This is a genomic window from Microbacterium mcarthurae (assembly GCF_046064585.1).
Lineage (GTDB): Bacteria > Actinomycetota > Actinomycetes > Actinomycetales > Microbacteriaceae > Microbacterium > Microbacterium mcarthurae.
In genome coordinates this window covers 394481-419677 of the sequence record NZ_JAROCE010000003.1, presented here as the reverse complement: position 1 = coordinate 419677, position 25197 = coordinate 394481, and the positions used below count along the sequence as shown (strand labels likewise).

The following is a 25197-nucleotide window of genomic DNA, read 5'->3' as shown; positions in this document are numbered from 1 at the left end:
CTCAGGTGCGCGTTGAGACGGTCGATCGGCTACGTCAGGTCGCGACGGCCGCAGCGATCCCCACCACGGTCAGGCCGCTCAGGACACCGACGTAGAAGCTCTCCCAGCTCGGGGTCTCCATCTCGTCGAGTTCCTCGAAGCGCAGCCGGGGTGCAGCAGCGGTTGAGGTCATGTCTGTTCACCTCCTCTCGGTTCGTCGGGATGCGCGGGACGCGGCTCGGCGTCGGCGAGAGCGTCGGATCTCACCGTTGCCACCGGGCGCCCTCGAGCAGGTCACGGAAGTCCGCAGCGTGGAGTCCAGGGAGAGCCGGGCCTCGCCCGCCCCACCGCTGCTCCGCGCGGCGCGCCATTGATGCCCGGGCATCCGCGTCCGGCATGGACGCAGACGGCAGCTCCCATCGAGCGATCAGTGCATCGATACCGGCCGCCGGGGTGAGAGGAAGCGGCGCATCATGGGCCGCCTCACGCCAGAATGTCTCGAGCGGACCGGCATCCCCCCAGCGCGTGTCGCCCTCCTCGATGCACTGCCACACGCGCCCGATGATTGCGGCCGTGGCGCGCATCTTCGTGGTTCGGGCAACGAACGACACCTCGTGTGCGAGGTACCAATGGCGGGGGCTGAAGGGCGCGCGTCCGCGCAAGGCGGCCGAGCGCTGCGTGGCCGCGTTGCACCGCGCGATGCGGAGGCGAACCGCGTCGGTCAGGGCGCCATCGCCCAGCGAGATCAGGGCACGCCCCAGCGCCACGGCATGAGCGTGGGCCCGCCGGTGGGACCGCGCCGCCGTGCTGGCACCCGCGAGCCGCAGCACGGCCTCCAGACACGCGGAGCGCACGTCGAGAGCGGCCAGCGTGCGGTAGTGGACGTCGTCGAGAATCGCGTAGCGGGGACGCAGCGCTTCGCCCAGGAGCAGGCTCGCACCGCCGGTAGCGCGCACGATGGCGACAGCATTGCATTCGGCCGAGGTACCGAGGGTCGTGGGTACAGCGACCACGTCGAGCCCCGGAACCGCATCAGCCGGAAGGGCCACGACCGCAGAGTGTGCCGCGCGGTCGAGCGCCCACTCCAGAGTGCGCGGAGCGGTGACACCGACCGCCGCGACCGCCGCCGCATCCATGGCGGTTCCACCCCCGATCACGACAATGACATCGCTTCGGTGCGCGCGAAGGCGTTTGCTGAGCAGAGCGACCGTCGCGGCATCCACGGCATCCGCGTCCACCGGGAGGACGAGGTCGACCCCGGCGAGGCGATCCGCCCGATCGACGAGACGCGCGTCGACCACCGCGGCCGCCCGGCGCCCCGCGGTCAGCGCGGCAACGACGGGTTCCGTGCGGGCCGAACCGGTGAAGAGAGTGGTTCGCCGACGCGGTACACGGGCGCTCACGCCGCACGCTCCGCGACCTGTGCGAGTCCCGCACGGATAGCGGAGTCGAGCTGGCCGAGCTCACGGGCGTCGAGCCCGTATGCAGGTATGAGCTGGATACCGTCGATCCCGGGGTGCACGACCGCGCCCGCGTCGGCGATGGCTCGGACGACATCCGCCACCCTGCGGGCGGGCAGACGCGAGCTGCTCGGCGCCCCGTGCGCGAAGGGCCCGGAAGGATCGCGGAGGGCGAGCGCGAGGAACGCGCCCCGACCGCGCACCTCGGCGCCCCACCCGTCGCGAACGAGCCTCTCGGCCAGTTGGCGGACGCCCCTTGCCACCGCCTCGATGGCGTCAACGGTTGCGGCACGGCGGAATTCGTCGGCTACCGTCACGATGGCTGCCGCAACGCCCGGTGTTCCGGCCTGCGTCTCGCCGTGGACGAAGGTGGTGCGGCGGTGACGGAACTCAGAGGCGACGCGGGCGCCGACGAGAAGCGCCGCCGCACCCAGGGCGCCGTTGGTGAGCGCTTTCGAGAGGATGAGGACGTCCGGCGACCGCGACCAGGTCGACGACGCGAAGAGCGGCCCCGTCCGACCGAACCCGGTGGCGACCTCGTCGGCGACGACGAGGAACCCGTGTTCGTCACGAAGATCCAGGACCGTCTCGACGAAGTCAGGATCGAGCGGGAAGGCGCCCGTGCCGAGAACCGGTTCCAGGACCACCGCCGCGATGCGTGCTCCCTCGCGCTGAACCAGGGATGCCAACTGAGCGCCGCCGTCCGCATGATCGACGTGCCGGACCGCCCGTCGGTCGAGGGCATACGCCCCCTGCGCCAGGGCGTCGCCGCTCAGGGCGTGACTGCCGTACATCGTGCCGTGGTAGCTGCCGCGCAAACCGACGATGACCGTGCGGGCAGACTCTGCGCGCTCGATCTGGTACTGGCGCGCCAGTTTCATCGCCGCGTCGTTGGCCGCGCCGCCGGACGTCGAGAAGATCACGCGGCGATAGCTGTGACGCCCGGCGAGGTCGAGCAGAGCATCGGCGGCGTCCTGTGCGGGACGGTGCACGCCGCGAAAGAGGGTCAGGTACGACGCCTCACGCAACGCCGCCGTGACGGCGTCGGCGATGCCCTCATGCCCGTAGCCCAACGGCACATTCCACAGTCCACTCGTCGCGCACAGGCGCGTAGAGCCATCGGCGTATCGGATGAGATGCCCATGTGCCGCGACCGCGACGCGATCGGGCGGAATGTCGGGATCGGCCGACGACAGGGCGGGCCAAACGGCGTTCACGCGCCTCCCCCGGCGACGGCGTCGGCCGATAGGGCAGGGACGCCCGGTCGGACGCCCAGAAACTCGACCGCCTCACTGCACAGTCGCTCGCCCGCCGAAAGGGCAACCCCCAGCTCTGCGGAGACTCGCTCGGCGGCGGTCGGCAGGTCGGCAGACCTCTGGACAGCGGCAACGACGGCGACGGAGTCCGCGGGGAGGCGGTGCCGCCGTCGGGTGCGAAGGTCGGCGAGGGTGAGTCCGGACGGTGTCTTCACGAGGAACGGGTCGTCGCATTGCGGTTCCACGACCACCCCGTCGGTATCGAGCGCGGACCATCCGAACCCGTCGACCAGGAGAGGGGCATCGTCGCTCGGAAGCGCGCCGATCAGGTGGGCGGCACGCAGAAATCGCCCGAGCCACGGTCGGCAGGCAAGATCGTCCACGAGCTGCCCCGCCTCGGTAATACCAGCGAGCGCGAGCCAGCGGGGCTGCGGTGCGTCCACCTCGTTGCCCTTGACCGTTCCGCCTTGCGCCCCGGCGGTCGTATGCCCGTCGGCGTGGAAATGCAGCGAAGCCGGGACGCGCTCGGCGAACGGATCGCGCAAGACGTCTTCATCGGCGAGGCGCAGCCGCACGTCGGTCAAGGGGGACGTGAAGACACCGGACGAGCGCGCGAGGTCGGCGTCGGCCAGAAAGGCTCGCCATCCGGCCGCGTCGAGGAATCGCACCGCGGTGGGACCGATCAGCTCGACGTACGCCGCGGCAGCGTAGTGCTGAAGTTCGACGCTGTGCCCGGCAACGTGCAGGGTGTCGCCGATGTCGTCGAAAGCACCGTCGTAGGGGATGACGTGCGCCGCCGTCTCGACAGACGTGCCCCGTGGCACGAACATCACATCGCCGGGGCCGAGCGTCGCGTGGACCGCCCCGAGGGCGACGCCAGGGTGACAGAACACCGCCCGATCGAAGGACCTGTGACGTCCTGTGATCCATTCCACGACGATGCGCGCGTCGCGCACATCCGCTGCCCCTCGGGTCACCGCAAACACCCCTTCTCGCGTGCACCGCGCACTTCCGGAGCGCGGGGGCCTCCGCCGGAGGGGGGACCCGGAAGAAATGTATACGTGTTATTCCGCGCCGCTCGGGCGGCGGTGGGGCGAATCACCCGAGCGTTCGAAAGCGATCACCATCGCAACCGTCTGGTGTCACTTTCGGTGGCAGAACAGACGGATGCCACGACCCCGAGGCCGTGGCATCCGTTCTCCTCACACGCGAGAGGTCAGACGAGCGACTCCCGCCACGAAGCGTGCAGCTGCGCGAACTTGCCCGTCCCGGCGATGAGTGCCGCGGGGGTGTCGTCCTCGATGATGCGGCCGTGCTCCATCACGAGCACACGGTCGGCGATCGCGACCGTCGACAGGCGGTGCGCGATGATGATCGCCGTGCGATCGGCGAGCAGCGTCTGCAGAGCGTCCTGGATCAGCCGCTCGCTGGGGATGTCGAGCGATGCCGTCGCCTCGTCGAGAATGAGCACCGCCGGGTCGGCGAGGAACGCGCGCGCGAACGAGATCAGCTGGCGCTGCCCCGCGGAAACGCGCCCGCCGCGCTTGTTCACGTCGGTGTCGTACCCGTCGGGCAGCTTCTCGATGAAGCCGTCGGCGCCCACGGCCCGCGCGGCCGCCCGAATCTCGTCCATCGTCGCGTCGGGCTTGCCGAGGGCGATGTTGTCGGCCACGGTTCCGCTGAACAGGTATGCCTCCTGCGTCACCATGACGATCGCCCGGCGCAAGTCCTTCGGGTGGAGGCGGCGCAGATCGACGTCGTCGAGGGTGACCGCGCCGCGCGTCGGATCGTAGAACCGGGAGACGAGCTTGGCGAGCGTCGACTTGCCCGCCCCGGTCGTGCCGACCAACGCGACCGTCTGCCCCGCCGGGATGTCGAGCGTGAAGTTCGGCAGGATGACGCGGTCCTCGGAGTAGCCGAAGGTGACCTCGTCGAAGCGCACGTGACCGCGTGCGCTCCACAGATCGACCGGATCGGTCGGGTCGGGAACCGTGGGCTGCTCCTCCAGCACGCCCGACACCTTCTCGAGCGCCGCCGTCGCGGACTGGTACGAGTTGAGGAAGAACGCGACCTCCTGCAGCGGAGCGAAGAAGTTGCGCACGTACAGCACGGCCGCGGCGAGCACGCCGATCTCGAGCGCTCCACCGATCACGCGACCGCCGCCCCACAGCAGCACCAGCGCGACAGAGACGGATGCCACGGCCATCAGCGCCGGCTCGAACGTGCCGAACAGGCGGATCGAGCGCATGTTCACGTCACGGTACTGACCCGCCAGCTCCCCGAACTCGTCGTCGTTGCGCGGCTCTTTGCGGAACGCCTTCACGGCACGGATGCCGGTCATCGTCTCGACGAACTTCACGATCACCTGCGCGCTGATCACGCGCGACTCCCGGTACACCACCTGCGACCGGCGGTAGAACCAGCGCATGAGCAGGAAGAGCGGGATGCCCATGACCGTGAGCACGAGGCCGGACTGCCAGTCGATGAGGAAGAGGGCTCCGAGCGTGAACACGCCGTAGAGCACTCCGGACACGAGCTCGTTCAGCCCCCCGTCGAGCAGTTCGCGAATGGTGTCGAGATCGCTCGTCTGGCGCGAGATGATGCGCCCCGACGTGTAGGACTCGTGGAACTCCAGGCTCAGCCGCTGGGTGTGCAGGAAGATGCGCTTGCGCAGATCCAGCATCACGGCCTGCGTGAGGCGTGCCGCGACGACGACGTACCACCCGATCAGCACCGCCCCGCCGATGCCGGCCGTGAGGTAGATCGCGACGACGAGGATCGTCGGCATCCAGTCGTTGTTCGAGATGACGGCCGGCAGCGCGTTGTCGATGCCGTACGCGATGAGCGCCGGCCCGGCGACGCGCAAGGCGGTCGAGACGACGAGCACCGCCGCGGCCAGCACGAGCTGCCCTCGCAGCGGCGAGACGAGCGAACCGAGGAGCCGCAGCGAGCGCTGACGGATCGCGCGGCTCTCTTCGCGGGTGTAGTCGGAGCGATCCTCGCCGCTGGTCCCGGAGACGGTGGTGCTCATCGGGTCGCCTCCTTCTCGGGCGTGGATTCGTCGGCGGATGCCGAGGTCTCGGTCGCCGTACGGATCACGGGGATCGCGCCGGTCTGGGCCTCGCGCTCGGCCTCGGCCTCTTCGAGGCTGGAGATCACGTGCCGGTAGGCCTCGCTCTCACGGAGCAGGTCGGAGTGCGTTCCGACGGCCGCGATCCGGCCGTCCTGCAGCAGCGCGACGCGATCGGCGAGCGTGACCGTCGACGGCCGGTGGGCGACCACGAGGGCCGTGGTCTCGCTCAGCACTTCGCGCAGGGCGTCCTCGACGAGGGCCTCGGTGTCGACGTCCAGGGCCGACAGCGGGTCGTCGAGCACGAGCACCGAGGGACGCGCCGCGACCGCACGCGCGAGGGCCAGTCGCTGCCGTTGTCCCCCGGACAGGCTCAGACCCTCTTCCCCGATGACGGTGTCGAGACCGTCGGGCAGGTCGTGCACGAAGTGCGCCTGCGCCACCTGGAGGGCCTCGCGCAGAATCGCCTCCGCCTCGGGCGACCCCTTCACCAGGTCCTCGCGGCCGAGGAGGACGTTCTCTCGCACGGTCTGCGAGAACAACGTGGCGTCCTCGAAGGCCATGCCCACGTGGCGACGCAGCTCGGCGAGCCGGAGGTCGCGCACGTCGACGCCGTCGAGGAGCACGCGGCCGCCCGTGACGTCGTACAGACGCCCCGGCAGGGTCGTCAGCGTCGTCTTGCCCGACCCCGTCAGGCCGACCAGCGCCATGGTCTCGCACGGCCGCAGGCTCAGGTCGACGCCGTCGAGGAGATCCGGCTCGGTGTCAGCGGCATCCTGGTATCGGAAGTGCACGCCCTCGAGCACGAGCTCACCGCGGGGCTCGGTGATCGTGCGGGGCTCGGCGGGGTCGACGATCGTGTTCTGCTCGTCGAAGACCTCGAAGATGCGGTCGGTCGCCGTGCGCGCGTCGAGCAGGAACGAGAAGAGGAACCCGATCGACTCCATCGGCCACCGCAGCACCGTCGCCATCGCGAAGAACGCCACGAGCTCGGCGACCTGCAACTGCCCCAGCTGCGTCAGGACGATCCCCGCGCCGAGGCACACGGCGAAAGCGATGTCGGGGAGCAGCACCAGCCAGAACCAGATCCAGCCGATGGCCCGCGCCTTGCCGAGCTCGGTCTCGCGCAGCGACTCGGCCTGGCGCGTGAACTTCTGCAGCGCGTGCTTTCCGCGGCCGAAGGCCTTGAGCACCCGGATGCCGTGCACGCTCTCCTCCACCGAGGTCGCCAGGTCTCCGGCCTGGTCTTGGCTCTGCCGCGCGAGCGCGCCGTAGCGCTTCTCGAAGCGGTAACCGGCGTACCACAGGGGCGCGGAGGCGACGAGGAAGAGAGTGCCGAGCAGCCAGTGCCACCGGAAGAGCAACACGGCGCCGATGACGATGGTCAGCACGTTGACCACCAACAGGATCACGCCGAAGGCGAGCCACCGGCGCAGCATGCTGATGTCCTGCATCATGCGCGACAGCAGCTGACCCGACTGCCAGCGGTCGTGGAACGCCACCGGCAGACGCTGCAGACGCGAGTAGAACGACTGCCGGAGGTCGTACTCGACCTTCGTCGCGGGGGCGAGCACGAACCACCGGCGCAACCACACCATGGCGGCCTCGGCGAGGCCCAGACCGAGGATCAGCAGAGCACCCCAGGCCAGCGCGCCGGGGTCACCCGAGCCGATGGGCCCGGCGACCACCTGTTCGAGCACGAGCGGGATCGCGAGGGCCAGCACGCTCGCGCCGAGCGCGCTCACGGCACCGAGGGCGAGTCGCGGCAGCACGGGCCGGGCGATGGGCAGAAGCCGGGCAAGGGAGCGCAACGTCGACAGGTGCGGACGGTCTTGTGCGGTGGTCATGATCCTTGTGGGGTCGAAGCGACGCGCCGGAGTGGGGGCGCGAGAGAGGGGGATGCCAGGGATCGGCGGGATCCGCCGGGACGTGCGACGCGGAAGCGGGCGGAGCGCTACGAGTGACGCGCAGGGCGAGCAGCGACGGAGAGAGCGGCACACACGACGGGGGCGTCGATCTGGTCCATGGCATCCTCCTCGGTCGTTGCGCAGCCGCCGGGGGGCGCGGCAGCTTTTCAGAATATGCCTGAGAGTTCACTGAGGGCAAGAAGTGATTCGCGCGCGACGATGGTGCACATCGTGTGAGTGCCGGCCCCCGATCGGATCGGACCGCCATGATCGGGCGCCGCCGCACCGCGCCGACGAGAGTGGAACGCGAAGGGAGCCACCGTGATCGCTGCACTCAACCGCCTGGTCGATCAGATCGAGGCGCATCTCTCGGACGATCTCGACATCTCCGCGTTCGCGGCCGGCGCCGGGACGACCGAGTACCACCTTCGCCGGATGTTCTCCACGCTGACCGGGATGCCACTGTCCGAATACGTCCGGCGTCGGCGCATGGCCGTCGCGGCCGCCGACCTCGTCGGATCGGACGACCTCCTGAGCATCGCCGTCCGGTACGGGTACGGCTCGACCGAGGCCTTCGGGCGGGCGTTCCGGGCGGTGCACGGCGTGAGCCCCGCGGATGTTCGACGCGACGGCGGCCCCCTTCGCACGCAACCGCACATCAGGTTCCACCTGACCGTCGAAGGGAACACCACCATGGACACTCGTATCGTCGACCGCCCCGCGTTCCGGCTGATCGGGCACGCGACGCGCGTCCCGCTGCAGCATCACGGCGTGAATCCGCACATCCAGGCCCACATCGCCGCACTGCCCGCTTCCGAACACGAGCGGTTGAAGGGACTCAGCACGTCGGAGCCCGTCGGCCTCCTGCAGGTCAGCGACGATGTCGACCCCGACTACACCGAGGGCAGTCCGCTGACATATCTGCACGGTGTCGCCGTGACGACGGAGGAGCAGATTCCCGCCGACCTGGACATCATCGACGTCGAAGGCGGAACGTGGGCGGTGTTCCGCGCCGAGGGCGAGTACCCCGCACGTCTTCAGGAGGTCTGGGCGGCCACCGCGAGCGACTGGTTCCCCTCCCACCCGTGGAGCCTGCGCCCCGGCCCCTCGATCGTGGCCGTGCTCGAGCGCTCGGCCGACTTCCGTTCGGCCGTCTGTGAACTCTGGCTCCCCGTCGAGCGGGTGTGACCGCCCCGCGGCTCAGGCGGCGGCTTCGCGTTCCAGGAGCCGCCGCTTGACGTCGACGCCCCACGCGAAGCCCCCCATCGTGCCGTCGCCGCGCAGCACGCGGTGGCACGGCACGAACAGGGCGGGCGCGTTGCGGGCGCAGATGGATGCCGCCGCCCGCACCGCCGTGGGCGAACCCAGAGCCGACGCGAACCCGGTGTAGGTGAGCGGCTGTCCGGGGTGGATGCCGCGCAGCGCCGCCCATCCGCGGTGCTGCAGCGGGGTACCGAACTGCGCGACCTCGACGTGGTCGATCGCGGCGAGATCACCGGAGTAGTACGCCGTGACGGCAGCGGCGGCCCGCGTCGTCCCCGCTCGCACCTCGGCGGGGCGGTTCTTGGGGTGAAGGCGCGCCAACACGGCATCCACGTCATCCGTCCACCCCGCCACGAGCACGCGCTCGGCGTGGTCGGCGAGGATCGCGAACGGGCCGTCGGGGGTGTCGACGAACTGGAGGGTCGCGGGCGCGACAGCGGGGGTGTTCACGGGGCGGGCTCGCTTTCGAGGGACGGGGACACGGAAACGGAGGCGGGGGCGCGCCATGCTTGGGTCACGGGCGCGGCGTACCAGTAGTGGGCCATCGCGTAGCTGCGCCACGGAGCCAGACGCTCGGACCATGCGGTGAACCCGGCGGGCTCGAACGGGAGGCCCAGCGCGGCGGCGCCGGCGCGGGCCGCGACGTCTCCGGGGAGCAGCACGTCGGGGTCTCCGAGCACGCGCATGCGGACGTAGTCGGCGGTCCACGGGCCGATCCCCCGCATCGCGAGCAGTCGTGCCCGCTGCTCGACGCCGTCGTCGCCGGGGCCGATCATCAGCGACCCGTCGGCGAGCGCAGCGGCGGCCTCGACGATCGCGCGGCGGCGGGCCTGGGGTCCGCGCAGCACGTCGTACCCGTGCTCGGCGATCACCGCGGGCTCGGGGAACAGCGTCATGGGCATGCCGCCGATCTCGGTGTGCTCGCCCAGCTCCGCCGACAACCGCCCCTGCATCGTCCGGGCCGAGGCGACGCTGATCTGCTGCCCGATCATCGCGCGCAACAGCATCTCGGCGGCATCCATGGCACCCGGCACGCGCACCCCGGGGATCGCGGCGACCGCCGCGGCGAGTTCGGGATGCCGCGCGAGCGCGTCATCGATCGCGAGGGGGTCGGCGTCGAGATCGAACAGTCGTCGCACGCGCGCGATGAGGGTGCCGAGGTCGGACAGCGCGGTCAGTCGCGCGCGCAGACGCAGCCGCGCGTCGGCATCGCGGCGTACCTCGAACCACGCCGGCCCGCCCGGCATCCGGATCACCCGCGCGAAGGAGGCATCGTCGCCCATCTCGACGCCGGGGATCGCGTGCGCTCGCATCCAGCCGAACAGGCCCACGGTGTCGATGGGGCCCCGGGCAGGGAGCGCAAGATCGATCTCTCCGACGGGGACGGCGCCCGCTGCCTTCGAGCGTCTCGCTCGCAGCGCCGTCGGCGGCATCCCGAACACCTCGCCGATCGTCTCGGTGAACTGCCGCACACTCGAGAACCCCGCCGAGAAGGCGACATCGGTCGCCGAAAGGTCGGTGCCCACGAGCAGAGCGCGTGCCGTATGCGCGCGATGCGCGCGGGCGAGGGCGAGCGGGCCGGCCCCGAGTTCGGTGGTGAGGAGGCGGCTGAGGTGGCGTGAGGAGTACCCGAGCCGCCGCGCCAGGCCCGGTACGCCCTCGCGATCGACCACGCCGTCGGCGATGAGGCGCATCGCCCGGGCCGCCACGTCGCCGCGCACATCCCACGCCGGAGAGCCGGGAGCGGCTTCGGGCAGACACCGTTTGCAGGCGCGATAGCCGGCCTCATGCGCCGCAGCCGACGTGGCGTAGAACGTCACGTTCGCCTCTTTCGGCGTGCGCGCGGGGCAGCTCGGCCGGCAGTAGATGCCGGTGGAGCGCACGGCCGTGACGAACTGTCCGTCGAAGCGCCGGTCACGCGACTGGATCACGCGGTAGCGCTCGTCGAAGCCCCGGGCGTCAGGGGCGGTGATCGTCATGGCATCCACCCTGCCACCGACCACCGACATGCTCCGGCGGAATTCGGACACGAGCGTGGGGTGGAATCGAGTGTCCACGACACGCCGTGTCGAGCGGCTGTGGTGCGGCGTGTCCCGGACACTCGGCGGGCGAGAGACCGGAGAAGCGCGGGTAGGCCCTCAAGCGCTGCGGTACGCGCCCTGCTGAGTCACAAGCAGCAGCACGATGCACACGACGACAGCGCAGAGAACGAGCGCGACGACCAGCGACCGCGCTCGATCCGGACCCCCAGCCATGCGAGCACTCTACGACGATCGCCCGACGTGCCGCGAGTCGAACCCGGCCTCGCCAGTCGAGCCGGTCCGCGGCGCGGGTGCGAGGTGCTGTCCGACGTTCGTGGCCCCGGGGCGCCGGACGTGGCCCCGGGGCCACAGAAGTGCACCGGAACCCCGGATGCCACCGCGGCGCCGACCCTCACACGGTCGGCGCCGCGTCCGGCAACGGCCGGGGACTCAGCGCTCCGCGACCGCGAAGCCGCCGGAGGGCAGGAGCACCGAGATCTCGCCGTCGAACGCGGTCGTGCGCAGCAGCGCGCCGCGCGCGTCGTAGACGCGGACCGTTCCGCCGCCCGACACGGTCGTGCGCTGCAGCGCCCGCGCGCTGGACTGCACGAGCTCGCTGCGGCTCCCGGCGCCTTCGAGCACAAGGCGCGACACGAACGGCCGCACGATGAGCCCGTCGAGGACGAGGTCGCCGCGTTGTGCGGTGACGTCGATCTGGGTCCGGCGTTCCGACACCGCGGCCGTGAGCGCGTGCGGCAGCAGCGCGCCGGGCGTCGGCGAGATGCCCTGAGCGGGTCCGGTCACGTTCAGCACGCCGTTCCCGCGCCAGCGCGAGAGCGACCGCTCGCCCGGCTGCGAGAACACGACCGGCTCGACCCAGCGCTTCGTGTCGGCCGAACCGATGTCCCACGTCGCGCTCTGCCCGGGCTTCAGGGTGAGGGCGTCGCCCGACCAGCTCGACTCCCCCGTCCACGACTCGGGCGTCGACACCGTGCCGTCGGTGGACATGGCATCCTCGGCCTCCACGAACGCCAGGCCGACGCGGTCGGTGACCGAGGTGAGCGCGGTGGCCCGCGCGGCGATGGCCGGGTGCGCGTCGAGCGCGAGAGCGGTGAGCAGGCCGTGCATCGTCGATTCGGCCCCGCTGTTGCGGTTGACCGTGCCGTCGGGCTGCAGCCCGTCGAAGGTCACGCCCGTCGCGGGGTCGTACATGCGCGCCCCGGCATGGTTGGCACCGAAGAACCAGGCCGCTTGGATGCCGGCGAGGTCGGCGAACGCGCTCGACCCGGTGGTGTCGGCGAGCGCGATGAGCGACTGCACGCGCGAATCCGCCCCGTACGCGATCTGCACGCGGTCGGTCGGGCTCGGGAACCAGCCGTTGTCGGGGCCGCCCGCGGTCAGCAGCGTCGTGGTGAAGCCGGTGGCATCGACGATCGCCGGCTCGGCCAGCGCGGGATCGTCGAGCACATCGGCCGCGACGGCGAGGGCGGCGGGCATCTGCGAGCCCCACGCGTGCCACATCGCCGGCGACTGCGCCCACGGCAGCACCGCGCCGTACGGCCATTCGCGGGAGGATCCGGATGCCATCGCCGCCACGCCCTCGGCGAGCTGTCGCGCCGCGGTGGTCGAGGAGTCGTCCCCGGCGCGCACGGCGGCGGCCAGGCCGAGGACCGCCTCGGCCGTGGCATCCGCCCCGTCGACGATGAGCCACGCGGGGACCTTCTCGCCGTCCGCCTCGACGTACTCGCCGTACTTCGAGAGGACGTCGCGCTCGATCGCGCCGCGCGACAGGGCGAGACGCTCCTTCAGGAACGCGGCGAAGTCGGGGTCGTCGTCGGCGAAGGCCGCGCACCCCTCGCCCAGGGCCCACACGGTGCGGGCGAGCCAGTAGCTCGGACCGGAATCCGAGGGGTCGGGCAGCTCCACGGGCTCCGCCGAGGGGTTGAGGTCGCCGTCGGGCTGCATCCACAGCACGACGTTCCCGGCATCCGGGCCTTCCGTGGTCTGGTGGTAGGCGACGGTGCGCAGCAGCTCGTACGCCTTCTGCCGGCTGTCGCCGTCACCGGTCTGCTGCCAGTGGCGCAGGTAGACGACGGCGGCGCGGGTGGTGTCGTCGGCGTTGTAGGCGCCTTGGCCCCAGTCGCCGGTGGCGGGGTCGAGGGGGCCGCCGCCGATGCGCTCGAACGTGCCCCCGTCGCGGGCGTCGGCGTAGGTCCACGGCGCAAGGAGCGTCGGGTCCTCGGCGAGGCGGTACGTCGTGTGACCGGGGACGTCCGAGGACGGCCTCGGTTCGTCGAGCAGGAAGTCGAGGTGGTCGAGGTTCGTCAGCGGCGCGGCGGCCGCGGTGGCCGGCACCGGGGCGGCGGCCGGGGCCGGGGCCGAAGCCGAGGCCGGGGCGGAAGCCGGGGCCGAAGCCGAGGCCGGGGCCGAAGCCGAGGCCGGGGCGGAAGCCGGGGCGGAAGCCGGGGCGAGCGCCGACGCCGGGGCGGCGCTCAGCGGCACCGCCAGGGCGACCGCGCCCGCGAGGGCGAGGCCGCGCGCACTCCATCGTGCGTTCATGGGGGGATCCTTTCGATGGGGGTGGGGGCACAACTCCTGCAGAACCGTCCGCCGCTCGCCGGGCGGCGAAGCCGGCGGCGATTCTGCAGGAGTTGTGACGCGTCGGCCGCGAGGACGCGGACGCGGCGCGGGCCTTAGTCGGTGCGCTCGAGCAGGGCGGCGCCGATCTTCGAGTCCGCCATGCCGTAGAACACGAAGTGACGGCCGTCGATCTCTTCGATCGCGGTCGGGAAGACGACGTTCGGCACGATGCCGCTGCGCTCGTCGTCGGTCTCGGGTGCCAGCAGCGGCTCGGGCGTCCGAGCGATCACGCGGCTGGGGTCGGTGGCATCCAGGATGAGGGCACCCGCGGCGTAGTTGACCTTCTGCTGCTGCGAGAACGCGCTGTCGATGACGCCGGTCACGCCGTGGTGCAGCACGAGCCACCCCTCGGGGATACGCAGCGGCGGCGGTCCTCCGCCGATCTTTACGGCCTCGAAGGGGAACTCCGGCCCCGCGACGAACCGGTGCTGCTCCCACAGCGTGAGGTTCGCGAGGTCGTCCCGGACGGATGCCACGGGCACGTAGCTGATCCAGATGGACTGCCGCTCGTCCTCGACTCCGGCCGGCACCCGCACGCCCTGGCCGGGCTTGGTCTCGCCGAGGTCCCACATGGGCCGGTGCAGGACGGCGAACGCCTCGGTGCCGTCGGGGGCGGTGACGGGCTCGGGAAAGAACACCGTGTCCTTGTTGTGGAACAGGTTGAGGTCCATGTCGAGGTCGTCCTGGTAGCGGAACAGCACGGGTCCGAGACGCCGCCACGCGCGCAGATCCTCCGACACCGCCACGGCCGTGCGCGGGCCGAGCGGGCCGTAGGCGACGTAGGTCATGACGTGCAGGCCGAGGGCCTCGATCCAGGTCGTGCGCGGGTCTTCGGTGCCGGCGTTGTCGGCGCCGCGTTCCCACCCCCGGTCGGGCTGAAGCACGACGCCCTCGCGCTCGACGGCGACGGGCACACCCTCTTCCACGACGACGCGGGCCAGGCCCACGCGCGAGACGTTGCCCTCGGCCACCAGGCGCGGCAGGAGATACAGCTGTCCGTCGGGGCCGCGACCCGAGGCCGGGTTGAGCACGCCCTCCGCTTCGTCGGCGTTGCCGGGCTCGGGGGTCATCACCACACCCACACGTGTGAGGCGGTAGGGGACAGGGGATTCGGGGGTCATTGTCATCCTTTCACTCCGGATCCGAGGTCGTTCGAGGTGAAGTAGCGCTGGAAGATCAGGAACAGCGCCACCGCGGGGGCGGCCAGCACCACGGCGCCGGCCATCATCGCGCCGAACGGGTTGGCGGTGGATGCCGCGATGGTCGAGATGAAGTTCGCGAGCGACACCGCGAGGGGCTGCATCGTCGCGTCCTTCGTGATGAGGAACGGCCACAGGAATTCGTTCCAGGGGCCGATGAAAGTCAGCAGCACCGCGGTCAGCAGCGCGGGGCGCACCAGCGGGAGCGCCACGTTCCACAGCAGGCGGAACTCCCCCGCACCGTCGATGCGCGCGGCGTCGAACAGCTCGCGGGGCAACTGAAGGAAGTACTGCCGGAAGATGACGACCGCGGTGGAGTTGATGAAGAACGGCAGGATCATGCCGAGGTAGCTGTCGGAGAGCCCGTAGTCGCGGGCGATCATGACGTACAGCGGGATCATCAGCAGCTGAAACGGGATGACCTGCACGAGGAGCACGAGGGCGAAGGTCGCCGAGCGTCCACGCCAGGCGAGGACCGCGAGCGCATAGCCCGCGAGCACCCCGAACACGATCGTGCCGACGATCACTCCCCCCGTGAAGATGCCGGAGTTCACCAGCCCCTGCAGGAGATTGATGCGCCCGTCGATCGCGGTGTAATTCTCGAGCGTCAGGTTCGACGGGTGCGGGAAGGCGCCCGCGATCGAGGGGTCGGGGCTCGTCTGCAGCGATCCCACGACCATGTAGTAGAAGGGGAACAGGAACGCCAGGGCACCCACGGTGAGGACGCCGTACGTCACGATTTGGGATCTCATGATTCCTCCCTTCCCACGAACCGGCGCTGGAGCGCCGCGATGATCAGCACGAACACGATGAGCACCACGCCGATGGCCGCGGCCACGTCGGGGTTCTGCTGCTCGATGCCCTTTTGGTAGATCAGCAGCACGGGCGAGGTCGACGCCCCGTTGGGGCCGCCGCCGTTGGTGAGCAGGTAGGGCTCGGTGAAGAGGTTGGCGCCCGTGATGGTCGCCAGCAGCACGACGAGGAACGTCGCGGGGCGGACGCCGGGAACGGTCACCGCGAAGAACTGGCGGAGGCGTCCGCCGCCGTCGACCGACACCGACTCGTACAGTTCACGCTGGACGTTCTGCAGCGCCGCGAGGTACAGCAGGATGTAGAACCCCAGGCCCTTCCACGTGACGAACAGCGCGATCGTCGGCATCGCGAGCGCGGAGTTGACCAGCCACGACGGGTTCGGCGCGAGCGGCCCCAGCACGTTGTTGATGAGGCCGGTGTTCGAGAACAGGAACAGCCACACCGCGACGACCGCGACGGATGCCGTGACGTAGGGCACGTAGAACGCGACGCGGAAGAAGGCGCGGGCGCGGACGACACGATCCAGGGCCGTGGCCAGAAGGATCGACAGCACGACGGTGAGCGGAACGTTGATGAGCAGGAATACGCCGACGTTGCCGAACGATCGCCACACCGCGGGATCGCTCAGGGCGGTGACGTAGTTGTCGATCCCCACGAAGGGACGGTCGACCTGCGCGCCGGGGGCGGTGAAGAAGTAGTCGTGGAACGACATCCACACCGCGAAGACGATGGGGTAGGCGAAGACGACCCCGATGAAGATCAGGTAGGGGGCGGAGAACAGGATGCCGAGCGGCTGCGCTCCGAACGGGCGGCGGCGCTTCTTCCCGGCATCCACCCCGCCCCCGGCGCGGCCGTGCCGGCCGGGGTCTCCCCCGGTCCGTCCGGCCGCACCGGCGACGGTGGCGGTCATGTCAGTTACCGCCCGCCAGCTGGTCGATCTGGGTCTTGGCATCCGTCAGGAAGGTCGCCACATCGCCCTCGCCGAAGATCACGGCTTTCGAGTATCCGTCGCGGAACGCCTGCCAGATCTCGACGGAGTTGACGACGTTGGGCACCTCGACGGTCCGTGCGGCCTGGTCGCCGAACTGCTCGTACGCGGGGTTGGCGGAGAAGTAGTCGGAGTACGTCGACGTCAGGTCGGTGCGCAACGGCATCTGGCCGGTGCCCTCAAGCCAGGCGCCGTCCTGCTCCTCGCTGGTGGCGAACTTCAGCACATCCCACGCGGTGCCCTTGTTCTCGCACGCGGTGAACAGGCCGATGTTCTTCGCGTCGCTGAAGGTCCAGGTCTCGTCGGCCGCGGTGCCCTGCTCCGTCGGCACCGGCACGGCGCCCCAGTTCACCTTGTCCTCGTACACCGAGACGGCCCACGGGCCGACGATCGCCATCGCGGCCTGGCCGTCGGCGAACGAGTCGCCCTGATACTGCTCGTTCCCGGCGAGCTGCTCGGCGTAGATCGTGCGCCAGAAGTCCGCGACCGCTTCGCCGTCGGGGCCGTCGAAGGTGGCCTGGCCGTCCTCGACGAGCTGCGTCCCCCCGGTCTGCGCCGCGTACAGCGGGTAGAAGTCGAACCACGACTGGAAGAACTCGCTCGTGGGGGCGGGGTTGATGGCGTACGGCGCGACACCCGCCGTCTTCAGGGTCCGCGCGGTGGTGAGGAACTCGTCGTATGTCGACAGCTGCGGGCTCTCGGGGTCGAGACCCGCCTGGGCGAAGAGGTCCTTGTTGTAGAAGATCATCACGGGGTTGCTCTTCCACGGCAGCTGGTAGAAGCCGCCGTCGTCGGAGCGGTACTGCTCGGCAGGATCGCCGCTGCGGTCGGTGATGTACTGCTCGCCGTCGGGGAACTCCGACAGGTTCACCAGGCCCCCCTGCCGTTCGAACCCGGGCACGGCCGCGGGCGAGGTGTTGAACACCAGGCATGGCGCGTTGCCGGCGGTGATCGCGGCGCCGATCACCTCTTCGCTCGAGGACCCCGCGGGAATCTCCTGCGCGGTGATCTGCTCGTCGGGGTGGTCGGCGTTCCACGCCTCGACCATCTGCTCCCCCCAGGCGATCTCGGCGTCGTTGTTGGAGTACCAGATGGCGATGGGGCCGCGGGCGTCCATTCCTCCCGTTGCACCGCCGCCTCCGCTGCACGCGGAGAGGGCGAGGATGCCGGTGGCGGCTACGGCTGTGGCGAGAATGCGTCGTCGCATGTCTTCCTCCTTGTGGGGCGGGCGGGGGCCCGCGGGTGTCAGCTCCGCGTCGGCGGCGCGGTGGAGTCGCGCACGCGGAGGACGGGGTCGGTGAGGGCGAGGGTCTCGGGTTCTGCTCCGGCGATGGCCTGGAGCAGGGCGCGCGCGGCGGCGGCTCCCCACCCGCGCGCGTCGGTGGACACGCTCGTGAGGGCCGGGAACAGGTGACGACCGAGCTCGGTGTCGTCGAAGCCGGTGATCGAGAGATCGCGGGGCACCGACAGGCCGCGACGCTGCGCCGTGCCGAGCCCCGCGATGGCCATGTTGTCGTTGGAGTACACGATCGCCGTGGGCGGGACGTCGGCGTCGAGCAGGGAGGTGGTCGCCCGAGCGCCGTCGGCTGCGCTGAAGTCGGTCTCGACGACGCGGGTCCGGATGCCACGCGCCCGCGCGGCGTCCTCGAACGCGGCCGCGCGGTGGCGTCCGTGCAGCATTGCGAAGGGTCCCGCGACATGAGCGATGTCGGTGTGGCCGAGGTCGGCCAGGTGGTCGACGGCGAGCCGGATGCCGGCACCGTCGTCGACCGAGACCGACGTGAAGGGGCTGGGACCGGCCGGGACGCCGAGCGTCACCGCGGCGAGCCCGAGGCTCGCGACGAGGTCGATGCGCGGGTCGTCGGCGCGGAGGTCGGAGAGGATCACGCCGTCCACGCGGCGGTCGGCCGCCAGGCCGCGGTAGGTCTCCTGCTCTTGACGGCCGGGCGTCGCCGCGGCGAGCACGAGTACCTGACCCGAGACGGAGAACTCGTCTTCCACTCCGGCGATGAAGGACGGGAAGAAGGGGTCGGCAGCGATCACGTCGGGGCTGCGTCCGATGACGAGCCCGCACGCGAACGAGCGGCCGACGCTCAACGAACGTGCGCGGAGGCTCGGGCTCCAGCCCATCTCGGCCGCGACGGAGAGGATGCGGTCGCGCGTGTCGGGGGCGACACCGGCGCGGCCGTTCAGCGCGAACGACACGAGGCCCTTGCTGACGCCGGCGCGGCGGGCGACGTCGGCGATCGTGGGTCGGGTCTGGTCGGTCATGCATCACCTCACTGTGGCATCCGGTTTCTAAACCGGTTAAGACCTACACTAAACCGGTTCAGACGCAGCGTCAACCACGTCCGCCGAGGTCGGCGCACGCTTTCCCGTTCGGAACGTGCAGTTCCCCGCTCCGAACGTCATCTCGCCCCTTGAGCGCCCACGGATGCAACCCCTCGCCGACGTCGGTGACCCTGGGTAGCGTGAGCGGCATGAGCGAACGCGAATACGACCTGATCGTCATCGGCGCCGGCCCCGTCGGAGAGAACGTCGCCGACCGCGCCGTGCAGGCCGGGCTCACGGCCGCCATCGTCGAATCCGAACTCGTGGGCGGCGAGTGTTCGTACTGGGCGTGCATGCCCTCGAAGGCGCTCCTGCGCAGCGGGGCCGCCCTCCGTGCGGCTCGCGACGTCGACGGAGCGAAGCAAGCCGTCACCGGCGACCTCGACGTCGCCGCCGTTCTCCGCCGCCGCGATTCGATGACCAGCAACTGGAACGACTCCGGTCAGGTCGAGTGGCTCGAGGGCGCCGGCATCGATCTGGTTCGGGGGCATGGCCGCCTCACGGGAGAGAAGATGGTGCGGGTCACGGCCGATGACGGCACGAGCGTCGATCTCATCGCCCGCCACGCGGTCGCCGTCTGCACCGGCTCCGCTGCCCTCCTGCCCGACATCCCCGGGCTGGCTGACATCGAACCGTGGACGAGCCGCGAGGCCACCGCGGCCCAGAGCATTCCGGCATCCCTCGCCATCCTGGGCGGCGGTGTGGTGGGCGCAGAAATGGCCACCGCCTACGCCAGCCTGGGCGCCGCGGTCACGATCATCGCCCGCTCCGGGCTCCTCGGGGGCACCGAGCCGTTCGCCGGAGAGCTCGTCGCCGACGCCCTCCGCGAGAGCGGCGTGACCGTCAAGACGGGCGTGGATGCCACGGGCGCCCGCCGCGACGACGACGGACGCCGCGTTCTCGACCTGTCCGACGGCACGACCGTGACGGCCGACGAAGTACTCGTGGCGACCGGCCGCGTCCCCCGCACGAGCGATCTAGGCCTCGAGACCATCGGACTCGACGCCGGCTCGTGGCTCGACGTCGACGACACGATGCTGGTGCGCGGCTTCGACTGGCTCTACGCCGTCGGAGACGTCAATCACCGCGCACTCCTCACGCACCAGGGCAAGTATCAGGCGCGCGCCGCGGGAGACGTCATCGCGGCTCGGGCCAAGGGCGACGAGGTCGATGACGCCCCGTGGGGCGCGCACGTCGCCACCGCCGACCACGATGCCGTCCCCCAGGTGACCTTCACCTATCCCGAGGTGGCATCCGTCGGTCTGACGGCCAAGAAGGCCGAGGAGAAGGGCCTGAACACCCGCGTGCTCGACTATGACCTGGCGCACGTCGCCGGGTCGAGCGAGCAGTCCGATGCGTTCGTCGGGCGCGCCCGCGCCGTCGTCGATCTCGACCGTGGCGTGCTCGTCGGCGCGACGTTCGTCGGACCGGACATCGCCGAACTGCTCCACTCGGCGACGATCGCCGTCGTGGGCGAGGTGCCGGTGAAGCGTTTGTGGCACGCCGTGCCGTCCTACCCCACGGTCAGCGAAGTGTGGCTCCGCCTGCTCGAAACGCTGGGGCGTGATTCCGCCTGATGCGCCCCGCCTCCCGGCGGCGAGAAGTATTGCTGACCCGAGTCCAGATTGTCGTACGATTCACCTGGTGGATCGCGCTTCCACTCGGAGTCGTAGGGGTTGGGTAAGGTGCCGTTTCGCAGCAAGGAAACGTTGCAGGTGTGGCTCAACGAATTCGCCGCGGATGGCGCGCACGGAACCAGCGCCGCGTACGTGGCAGACCAAGAGCCGGTAGACGGGCGCGACAGCGGCCTGGTGATCTTCCCCCTGCGCAACGCCACGACGTCGATCTATCTTCAGCCGATCGAGACCGGCGCCCCGGACTGGCGCGTCACGATTGAGGCGCAGCCTGAAGTGACCGAGCTCTCTCCCGAGGCCGTCTACGACCTGTGTCGAGAACTGCAGAACGCCGCCGCATTGTGCGCGTTCCTCCAGGCGAAGCCCGTCGAGCACATGGCTCAGCGCAACGGCGGCACCCAGGACTGATCAGGCGACCGACGACTCGCTCGCTGCGGCGGCGTCGACGCGCCGCGCCTCGTCGCGCGCAGCTTCCGTGGTGTGCGTGAGGAACGCAGCGAGATCGGCCTCCACCTGCGGCTCGAGGCGCCCGATGATGCGCTCGCACATCCGGTCGAAGCGGGCCAGTTGCGACCACGGCTCCTTCTCGAGGTCGACGACCAGGTGAATGTGGTTAACCCGACGGTCGTTGGCATCGAACTCTCGACGCAGGATGCCACGGCGGACGAGCCGCTCCACCATCGTCGTCACGCCGGCCGACGTGACCCCGAGATGTCCGGCCAGCTCGGACGGACGGATGCCCGGGTGCGCACCCACGTACGCCAGGGCCTTGGCATCGAGTTCATTGACGCCGAGCTGCTTGCGCGCCTGGGCGGCGGCCTTGTCGCGTTCGCGAATGTAGAAGGCTAACGCCGCCATCAAGGGCGAAGAGTCACCCGCGACCTCCGTCATCGAACCGCTCCCTACGTTGTTCATGCCCCGAAGCACTATACCTAACTCCTTAAAGTTCTGAGACTGACCATTAGGTTTCGCAAATGTCAACGAACGCGACACTCAACCTCGTTTACTAACGATGTTAATTACCTGCTATGTTGATCATCACCGGGGTTGACAGCCAACCGGCAACCCGCCGCACTGCATGAAAGGGAACCGCGATGGTCCACCGTCTTCTCGCCCGGATGCGCATCACGCCCGCGCGGCGTTCGACCTTCCAGCCGGTCTCGGACCGCTCGGCTGTGCCCCTCATGCCCACCGTCGTGGTCGCCGCGGCCATCACGGTCTCCGTCGGCACGACCGGCGCCGTCCTCCCCCTCGTCCTCTGATCCCCCGCACACGCTAGGAGTCACCATGGGAAAGCTCTTCTACGGTTCCGACCCGCAGCCGATCGAAATCGACGACCGTCTGCTGCAGTACCTTCAGGTCGTCACCTCGACCAAGCTGCGGCGCAGCGAGTCCTTCACGTTCACGTGGACGGACGCCGCCGCCTCGCACGCACGCACGACCCTCTGGATCCAGACGGCGATCCCGCTGCGATTCCTCTACGTGAGCCCCGAGGCCGAGCGACTGTCCGGCGCGTACCTGCGTCAGCTCGCGGACCAGGCTGCGATGTCATCGGGTCTGATGCTCGACGCCGCCACCTGGCAGCAGAACGAGAGCGCGCACCGCGCCCCCCTCGCCGCTGCCGCCTGACCCTTCCACCCCAGTGCACCCGCCCTCGTCGACGAGGGCGGGTGTCGTCGTTCCTGGGTCTGTACGGCCCTGACGTCTGCGTGCGTCCCCGGCACCGCTCCGCGTAGATTGACGCCTATGGCGCGTTCCGTCGCACTGCTACGCGGGGTCGGTGGACCCACGGCCCTGAAGATGTCCGCGCTACGCGAGGTGCTGGCATCCGCGGGCCTGGGTGAGGTCACGACGCTGCAGGTGGCCGGGAACATCGTGCTCGACGATGGCGGCCGCTCCCCCGATGAGGTCGCCGGGACGATTCAGGCTGCCGTGCGCGGAGGCTTCGGCTTCGACCTTCCGGTGCTCGTGCGTTCGCACGCCGAGCTGGTGGACGCGCACGCGCGCAATCCTTTCGCCGATGCGGCCGAAGGACGATGGGTGCAGACGGTGTTCCTCGACTCCGTCCCCGCGGTGAGACTGGATCTCCCCGGTGGCATCCCCGAGGAGGCCGTGCTCGACGGCCGCGAGGTGTTCGTCCGCTACCCCGAGGGGATCGGCGGCTCCACGTTGCAGGCGGGATGGTTCGAGAAGCGCCTCGGCGTGACCGGCACCGCTCGCAACGCCAACACGATCGCGAAGCTCATCGCGCTCAGCGCCTGAGCCGGCGACGCGAGGTTCGGGCGCGAAACGGCGTTTGGGGCGCGGCATCCCCCGCCCCAAACGGCGAATTGCGCCCCAAACCCCGCCGGAAGCGGCGTCAGTGGAAGAAGTGCCGCTCTCCCGTGAAGAACATCGTCACGCCGGCGGCCCGAGCCGCATCGACGACCTCGGAGTCCCGCACTGAACCGCCGGGCTGGATGATCGCGGAGATCCCCGCGTCGATCAACACCTGGGGCCCGTCGGCGAACGGGAAGAAGGCATCGGATGCCGCGATCGAGCCGGCGGCACGGTCACCGGCTCGCTCCACCGCCAGGCGGCACGAATCGACGCGGTTCACCTGACCCATGCCGATGCCGACGGTCGCGGATCCCTTGGCGAGCACGATCGCGTTCGACTTCACCGCGCGGCAGGCCTTCCACGCGAAGATCAGGTTCGTCATGTCCTCGTCGACGGGCCGCTCGCCCGAGACGAGCTCCCAGTTCTTGGCGACGGACTCGATGTCGTCGGGGAAGCGATCGGCGTCCTGCAGGAGCAGACCACCCGAGACCAGGCGCACGTCCATCGGCTCCTGCCGCCAGTCGGCGGGCAGCTGCAGCACGCGCAGGTTCTTCTTCAGCTTGAACACCTCGAGGGCTTCCGGCTCGAAGTCGGGGGCGATGATGACCTCGGTGAAGATGTCGCGCAGGTTCTCGGCCATCTTGAGCGTCACCGTGCGGTTCGCGGCGATGACGCCACCGAACGCCGACACCGGGTCGCACTCGTGCGCGCGCAGGTGCGCCGAGGCGATGGGATCGAGAGCGTTGGGGGCGGTGACCGCAATGCCGCACGGGTTGGCGTGCTTGATGATGGCGACGGCGGGCTTGACCATGTCGAACGCGGCGCGGAGGGCCGCATCGGCGTCGACGTAGTTGTTGTACGACATCTCCTTGCCCTGCAGCTGCGTCGCCTGGGCGATGCCGTGGCCGCCGACGCGCGTGTAGATCGCCGCGCGCTGGTGCGAGTTCTCCCCATACCGCAGGGTCGACAGGCGCTCGGCCTGAATGGTCAGGTGCGCCGGCAGGTCGATGTCGTCGCCGAGCGTCCCCTCGGCGAACCACGTCGACACGGCCGTGTCGTACGCGGCGGTGTGCGAAAACGCGCGCGCGGCGAGCTCGCGACGCTGGACGAGCGAGGTGCCGCCGTCGCGCTGCAGGGCCTCGACGATCGCCGGGTACGACTCGGGCGAGACGACGATGGCGACGTTGGCGTGGTTCTTGGCGGAGGCGCGCACCATCGCGGGGCCCCCGATGTCGATCTGCTCCACGACGTCGTCGCCCTCGGCTCCGGAGGCCACGGTCTCGACGAACGGGTACAGGTTCACCACGACGAGCTCGAACGGAAGGATGCCGAGCTCTTCGAGCTGCGCTTCGTGACTGGCCAGGCGCAGGTCGGCGAGGAGCCCCGCGTGCACGCTCGGGTGGAGGGTCTTCACACGGCCGTCGAGCGACTCGGGGAATCCGGTGACCGCGGAGACGTCGGTGACGTCGAAACCGGCGTCACGAATGGTCGCGGCGGTGGAGCCGGTCGAGACGATCTCGACGCCGGCCCCCGCGAGTGCCTGGGCGAAGTCCAGCAGTCCGGTCTTGTCGCTCACCGACACCAGCGCGCGGCGGATGGGGACGACGTCACGGGGACGGTAGTCGGCGGGGTCGTGGCGGGGTCCGGCCATGGCTGCGGCTCCTGTGTCTCGTGTCGGGGTTCGGAAGGCGCGGGCGGGTGGCCGCCGCGAGGTTCAGGGGGTGCGGGATGCCACGGCATCCAGATCGAGGTCGCCCTCGGCGATGCGACGGACGACGTCGATCAGCAGACGTCGTTCGACGGGCTTGATGCGGTCGTGGAGCGAGGTCTCGTCGTCGCCGGGGAGGACGGGGATCCGCTCCTGCGCGAGGATCGGCCCCGTGTCGACGCCCGAGTCGACGACGATGACGCTCGCACCGGTTTGGGTCGCGCCCGCGCGAAGCGCATCGCGCACGCCGTGGGCGCCGGGGAACTCGGGCAGGTAGGCCGGGTGGGTGTTGATGATGCGTGGTTCCCACTCGGCGACGAGATCGGCCGGCAGCAGGCGCATGAGTCCGCTCAGCACGACGAGATCGGGCTGCCACACGCGCAGCTGCGCGCCGAGCTCGGCGCCCCACTCGGCCCGCGACCCGAAGGCGTCGAACGGCACCAGGAAGGTCGGGATGCCGAAGTGCTCCGCGTGGGCAAAGCCCTCGGCTTCGCGGTCGGCACCGACCGCGATCACGCGCGCCGGGAAGTCGGAGGCGGCAGCCGCCTCGAGCAGGGCGCGGAGGTTGGAGCCGGTGCCGGAGATGAGAACGGCGACCGTGAGCACGGA

At 70.3% G+C, this 25197-nt stretch carries 23 protein-coding genes; 6 read left to right on the top strand and 17 right to left on the bottom strand.

Annotated features, from left to right (window positions below; translation table 11 throughout):
- Window positions 1–34 precede the first annotated feature (34 nt).
- The 6 genes from mpaA1 to P5G46_RS12050 all read right to left on the bottom strand — a co-directional run bounded on the left by mpaA1 (window position 35) and on the right by P5G46_RS12050 (window position 7612).
- Window positions 35–172 carry an MpaA1 family daptide-type RiPP gene (gene mpaA1, locus P5G46_RS12075; RefSeq protein ID WP_239274922.1) on the bottom strand — a complete coding sequence of 46 codons (138 nt, stop codon included), beginning with the start codon at window positions 170–172 and terminating at the stop codon, window positions 35–37.
- A 70-nt stretch (window positions 173–242) separates the two neighbouring features.
- Window positions 243–1382 (bottom strand): iron-containing alcohol dehydrogenase, encoded by a 1140-nt coding sequence (locus tag P5G46_RS12070; RefSeq protein WP_239274921.1) that lies wholly within the window; start codon window positions 1380–1382, stop codon window positions 243–245.
- Window positions 1379–2656: a daptide-type RiPP biosynthesis aminotransferase gene (gene mpaD, locus P5G46_RS12065; RefSeq protein ID WP_375094650.1), complete on the bottom strand. Its 1278-nt coding sequence runs from the start codon at window positions 2654–2656 to the stop codon at window positions 1379–1381. The genes P5G46_RS12070 and mpaD overlap by 4 nt, the downstream gene beginning before the upstream one ends.
- Window positions 2653–3672, bottom strand: a complete 1020-nt coding sequence (gene mpaB / locus P5G46_RS12060) for a daptide biosynthesis RiPP recognition protein (RefSeq protein WP_408905789.1) — start codon at window positions 3670–3672, stop codon at window positions 2653–2655. Before mpaB ends, mpaD begins: the two co-directional genes overlap by 4 nt.
- Before the next feature lie 239 nt (window positions 3673–3911).
- On the bottom strand, window positions 3912–5726 hold the full coding sequence (locus P5G46_RS12055) for an ABC transporter ATP-binding protein (protein WP_408905788.1): 1815 nt from the start codon (window positions 5724–5726) through the stop codon (window positions 3912–3914).
- Window positions 5723–7612: an ABC transporter ATP-binding protein gene (locus tag P5G46_RS12050; protein ID WP_408905787.1), complete on the bottom strand. Its 1890-nt coding sequence runs from the start codon at window positions 7610–7612 to the stop codon at window positions 5723–5725. Before P5G46_RS12050 ends, P5G46_RS12055 begins: the two co-directional genes overlap by 4 nt.
- Before the next feature lie 381 nt (window positions 7613–7993).
- Between P5G46_RS12050 and P5G46_RS12045 the strand changes: the two genes are divergently transcribed.
- Complete coding sequence (locus tag P5G46_RS12045) at window positions 7994–8860, top strand: GyrI-like domain-containing protein (protein ID WP_408905786.1); 867 nt, start codon at window positions 7994–7996, stop codon at window positions 8858–8860.
- 12 nt (window positions 8861–8872) lie between these two features.
- Here P5G46_RS12045 and P5G46_RS12040 read toward each other — a convergent pair whose 3' ends face one another.
- From P5G46_RS12040 to P5G46_RS12005, 8 genes are all read right to left on the bottom strand, one after another.
- Window positions 8873–9385: a methylated-DNA--[protein]-cysteine S-methyltransferase gene (locus tag P5G46_RS12040; RefSeq protein WP_239274916.1), complete on the bottom strand. Its 513-nt coding sequence runs from the start codon at window positions 9383–9385 to the stop codon at window positions 8873–8875.
- Window positions 9382–10914, bottom strand: a complete 1533-nt coding sequence (locus P5G46_RS12035) for a DNA-3-methyladenine glycosylase 2 family protein (protein ID WP_239274915.1) — start codon at window positions 10912–10914, stop codon at window positions 9382–9384. Before P5G46_RS12035 ends, P5G46_RS12040 begins: the two co-directional genes overlap by 4 nt.
- Window positions 10915–11406: 492 nt before the next feature.
- Window positions 11407–13515, bottom strand: coding sequence for a hypothetical protein (locus tag P5G46_RS12030; RefSeq protein WP_408905785.1), 2109 nt, complete (start codon window positions 13513–13515; stop codon window positions 11407–11409).
- A gap of 134 nt (window positions 13516–13649) precedes the next feature.
- A complete protein-coding gene (locus tag P5G46_RS12025; RefSeq protein WP_408905784.1) occupies window positions 13650–14717 on the bottom strand; it encodes a glycoside hydrolase family 130 protein in 1068 nt (355 codons plus the stop codon).
- A gap of 2 nt (window positions 14718–14719) precedes the next feature.
- Window positions 14720–15547, bottom strand: a complete 828-nt coding sequence (locus P5G46_RS12020) for a carbohydrate ABC transporter permease (RefSeq protein WP_375094657.1) — start codon at window positions 15545–15547, stop codon at window positions 14720–14722.
- Window positions 15544–16518, bottom strand: coding sequence for a carbohydrate ABC transporter permease (locus tag P5G46_RS12015; protein WP_239274911.1), 975 nt, complete (start codon window positions 16516–16518; stop codon window positions 15544–15546). Before P5G46_RS12015 ends, P5G46_RS12020 begins: the two co-directional genes overlap by 4 nt.
- A gap of 1 nt (window position 16519) precedes the next feature.
- The gene (locus P5G46_RS12010; protein ID WP_408905783.1) at window positions 16520–17803 is read right to left on the bottom strand and encodes an extracellular solute-binding protein; all 1284 of its coding nucleotides are present in this window, start codon (window positions 17801–17803) and stop codon (window positions 16520–16522) included.
- A 38-nt stretch (window positions 17804–17841) separates the two neighbouring features.
- Window positions 17842–18867: a LacI family DNA-binding transcriptional regulator gene (locus P5G46_RS12005; RefSeq protein WP_408905782.1), complete on the bottom strand. Its 1026-nt coding sequence runs from the start codon at window positions 18865–18867 to the stop codon at window positions 17842–17844.
- Between the two features lie 209 nt (window positions 18868–19076).
- Between P5G46_RS12005 and P5G46_RS12000 the strand changes: the two genes are divergently transcribed.
- Together P5G46_RS12000 and P5G46_RS11995 are read left to right on the top strand one after the other, a co-directional pair.
- Window positions 19077–20504, top strand: coding sequence for a dihydrolipoyl dehydrogenase family protein (locus P5G46_RS12000; RefSeq protein ID WP_375094659.1), 1428 nt, complete (start codon window positions 19077–19079; stop codon window positions 20502–20504).
- A gap of 108 nt (window positions 20505–20612) precedes the next feature.
- Window positions 20613–20969 carry a hypothetical protein gene (locus P5G46_RS11995; protein WP_408905781.1) on the top strand — a complete coding sequence of 119 codons (357 nt, stop codon included), beginning with the start codon at window positions 20613–20615 and terminating at the stop codon, window positions 20967–20969.
- Here the strand turns inward: P5G46_RS11995 and P5G46_RS11990 are convergent, their stop codons facing one another.
- The gene (locus P5G46_RS11990; protein WP_408905780.1) at window positions 20970–21476 is read right to left on the bottom strand and encodes a MarR family winged helix-turn-helix transcriptional regulator; all 507 of its coding nucleotides are present in this window, start codon (window positions 21474–21476) and stop codon (window positions 20970–20972) included.
- Between the two features lie 179 nt (window positions 21477–21655).
- Between P5G46_RS11990 and P5G46_RS11985 the strand changes: the two genes are divergently transcribed.
- The 3 genes from P5G46_RS11985 (at window position 21656) to P5G46_RS11975 (ending at window position 22823) form a co-directional block, all read left to right on the top strand.
- Window positions 21656–21823, top strand: a complete 168-nt coding sequence (locus P5G46_RS11985) for a hypothetical protein (RefSeq protein WP_408905779.1) — start codon at window positions 21656–21658, stop codon at window positions 21821–21823.
- A gap of 25 nt (window positions 21824–21848) precedes the next feature.
- The gene (locus tag P5G46_RS11980) at window positions 21849–22190 is read left to right on the top strand and encodes a DUF7882 family protein (RefSeq protein ID WP_239274904.1); all 342 of its coding nucleotides are present in this window, start codon (window positions 21849–21851) and stop codon (window positions 22188–22190) included.
- 117 nt (window positions 22191–22307) lie between these two features.
- Window positions 22308–22823, top strand: coding sequence for a DUF1697 domain-containing protein (locus tag P5G46_RS11975; protein WP_408905778.1), 516 nt, complete (start codon window positions 22308–22310; stop codon window positions 22821–22823).
- 97 nt (window positions 22824–22920) lie between these two features.
- Here P5G46_RS11975 and purH read toward each other — a convergent pair whose 3' ends face one another.
- Together purH and purN are read right to left on the bottom strand one after the other, a co-directional pair.
- The gene (gene purH, locus P5G46_RS11970) at window positions 22921–24531 is read right to left on the bottom strand and encodes a bifunctional phosphoribosylaminoimidazolecarboxamide formyltransferase/IMP cyclohydrolase (protein WP_408905777.1); all 1611 of its coding nucleotides are present in this window, start codon (window positions 24529–24531) and stop codon (window positions 22921–22923) included.
- A 63-nt stretch (window positions 24532–24594) separates the two neighbouring features.
- Entirely contained in the window at window positions 24595–25194 is a 600-nt protein-coding gene (purN, locus tag P5G46_RS11965) for a phosphoribosylglycinamide formyltransferase (protein WP_408905776.1), read from the bottom strand.
- Window positions 25195–25197 lie beyond the last annotated feature (3 nt).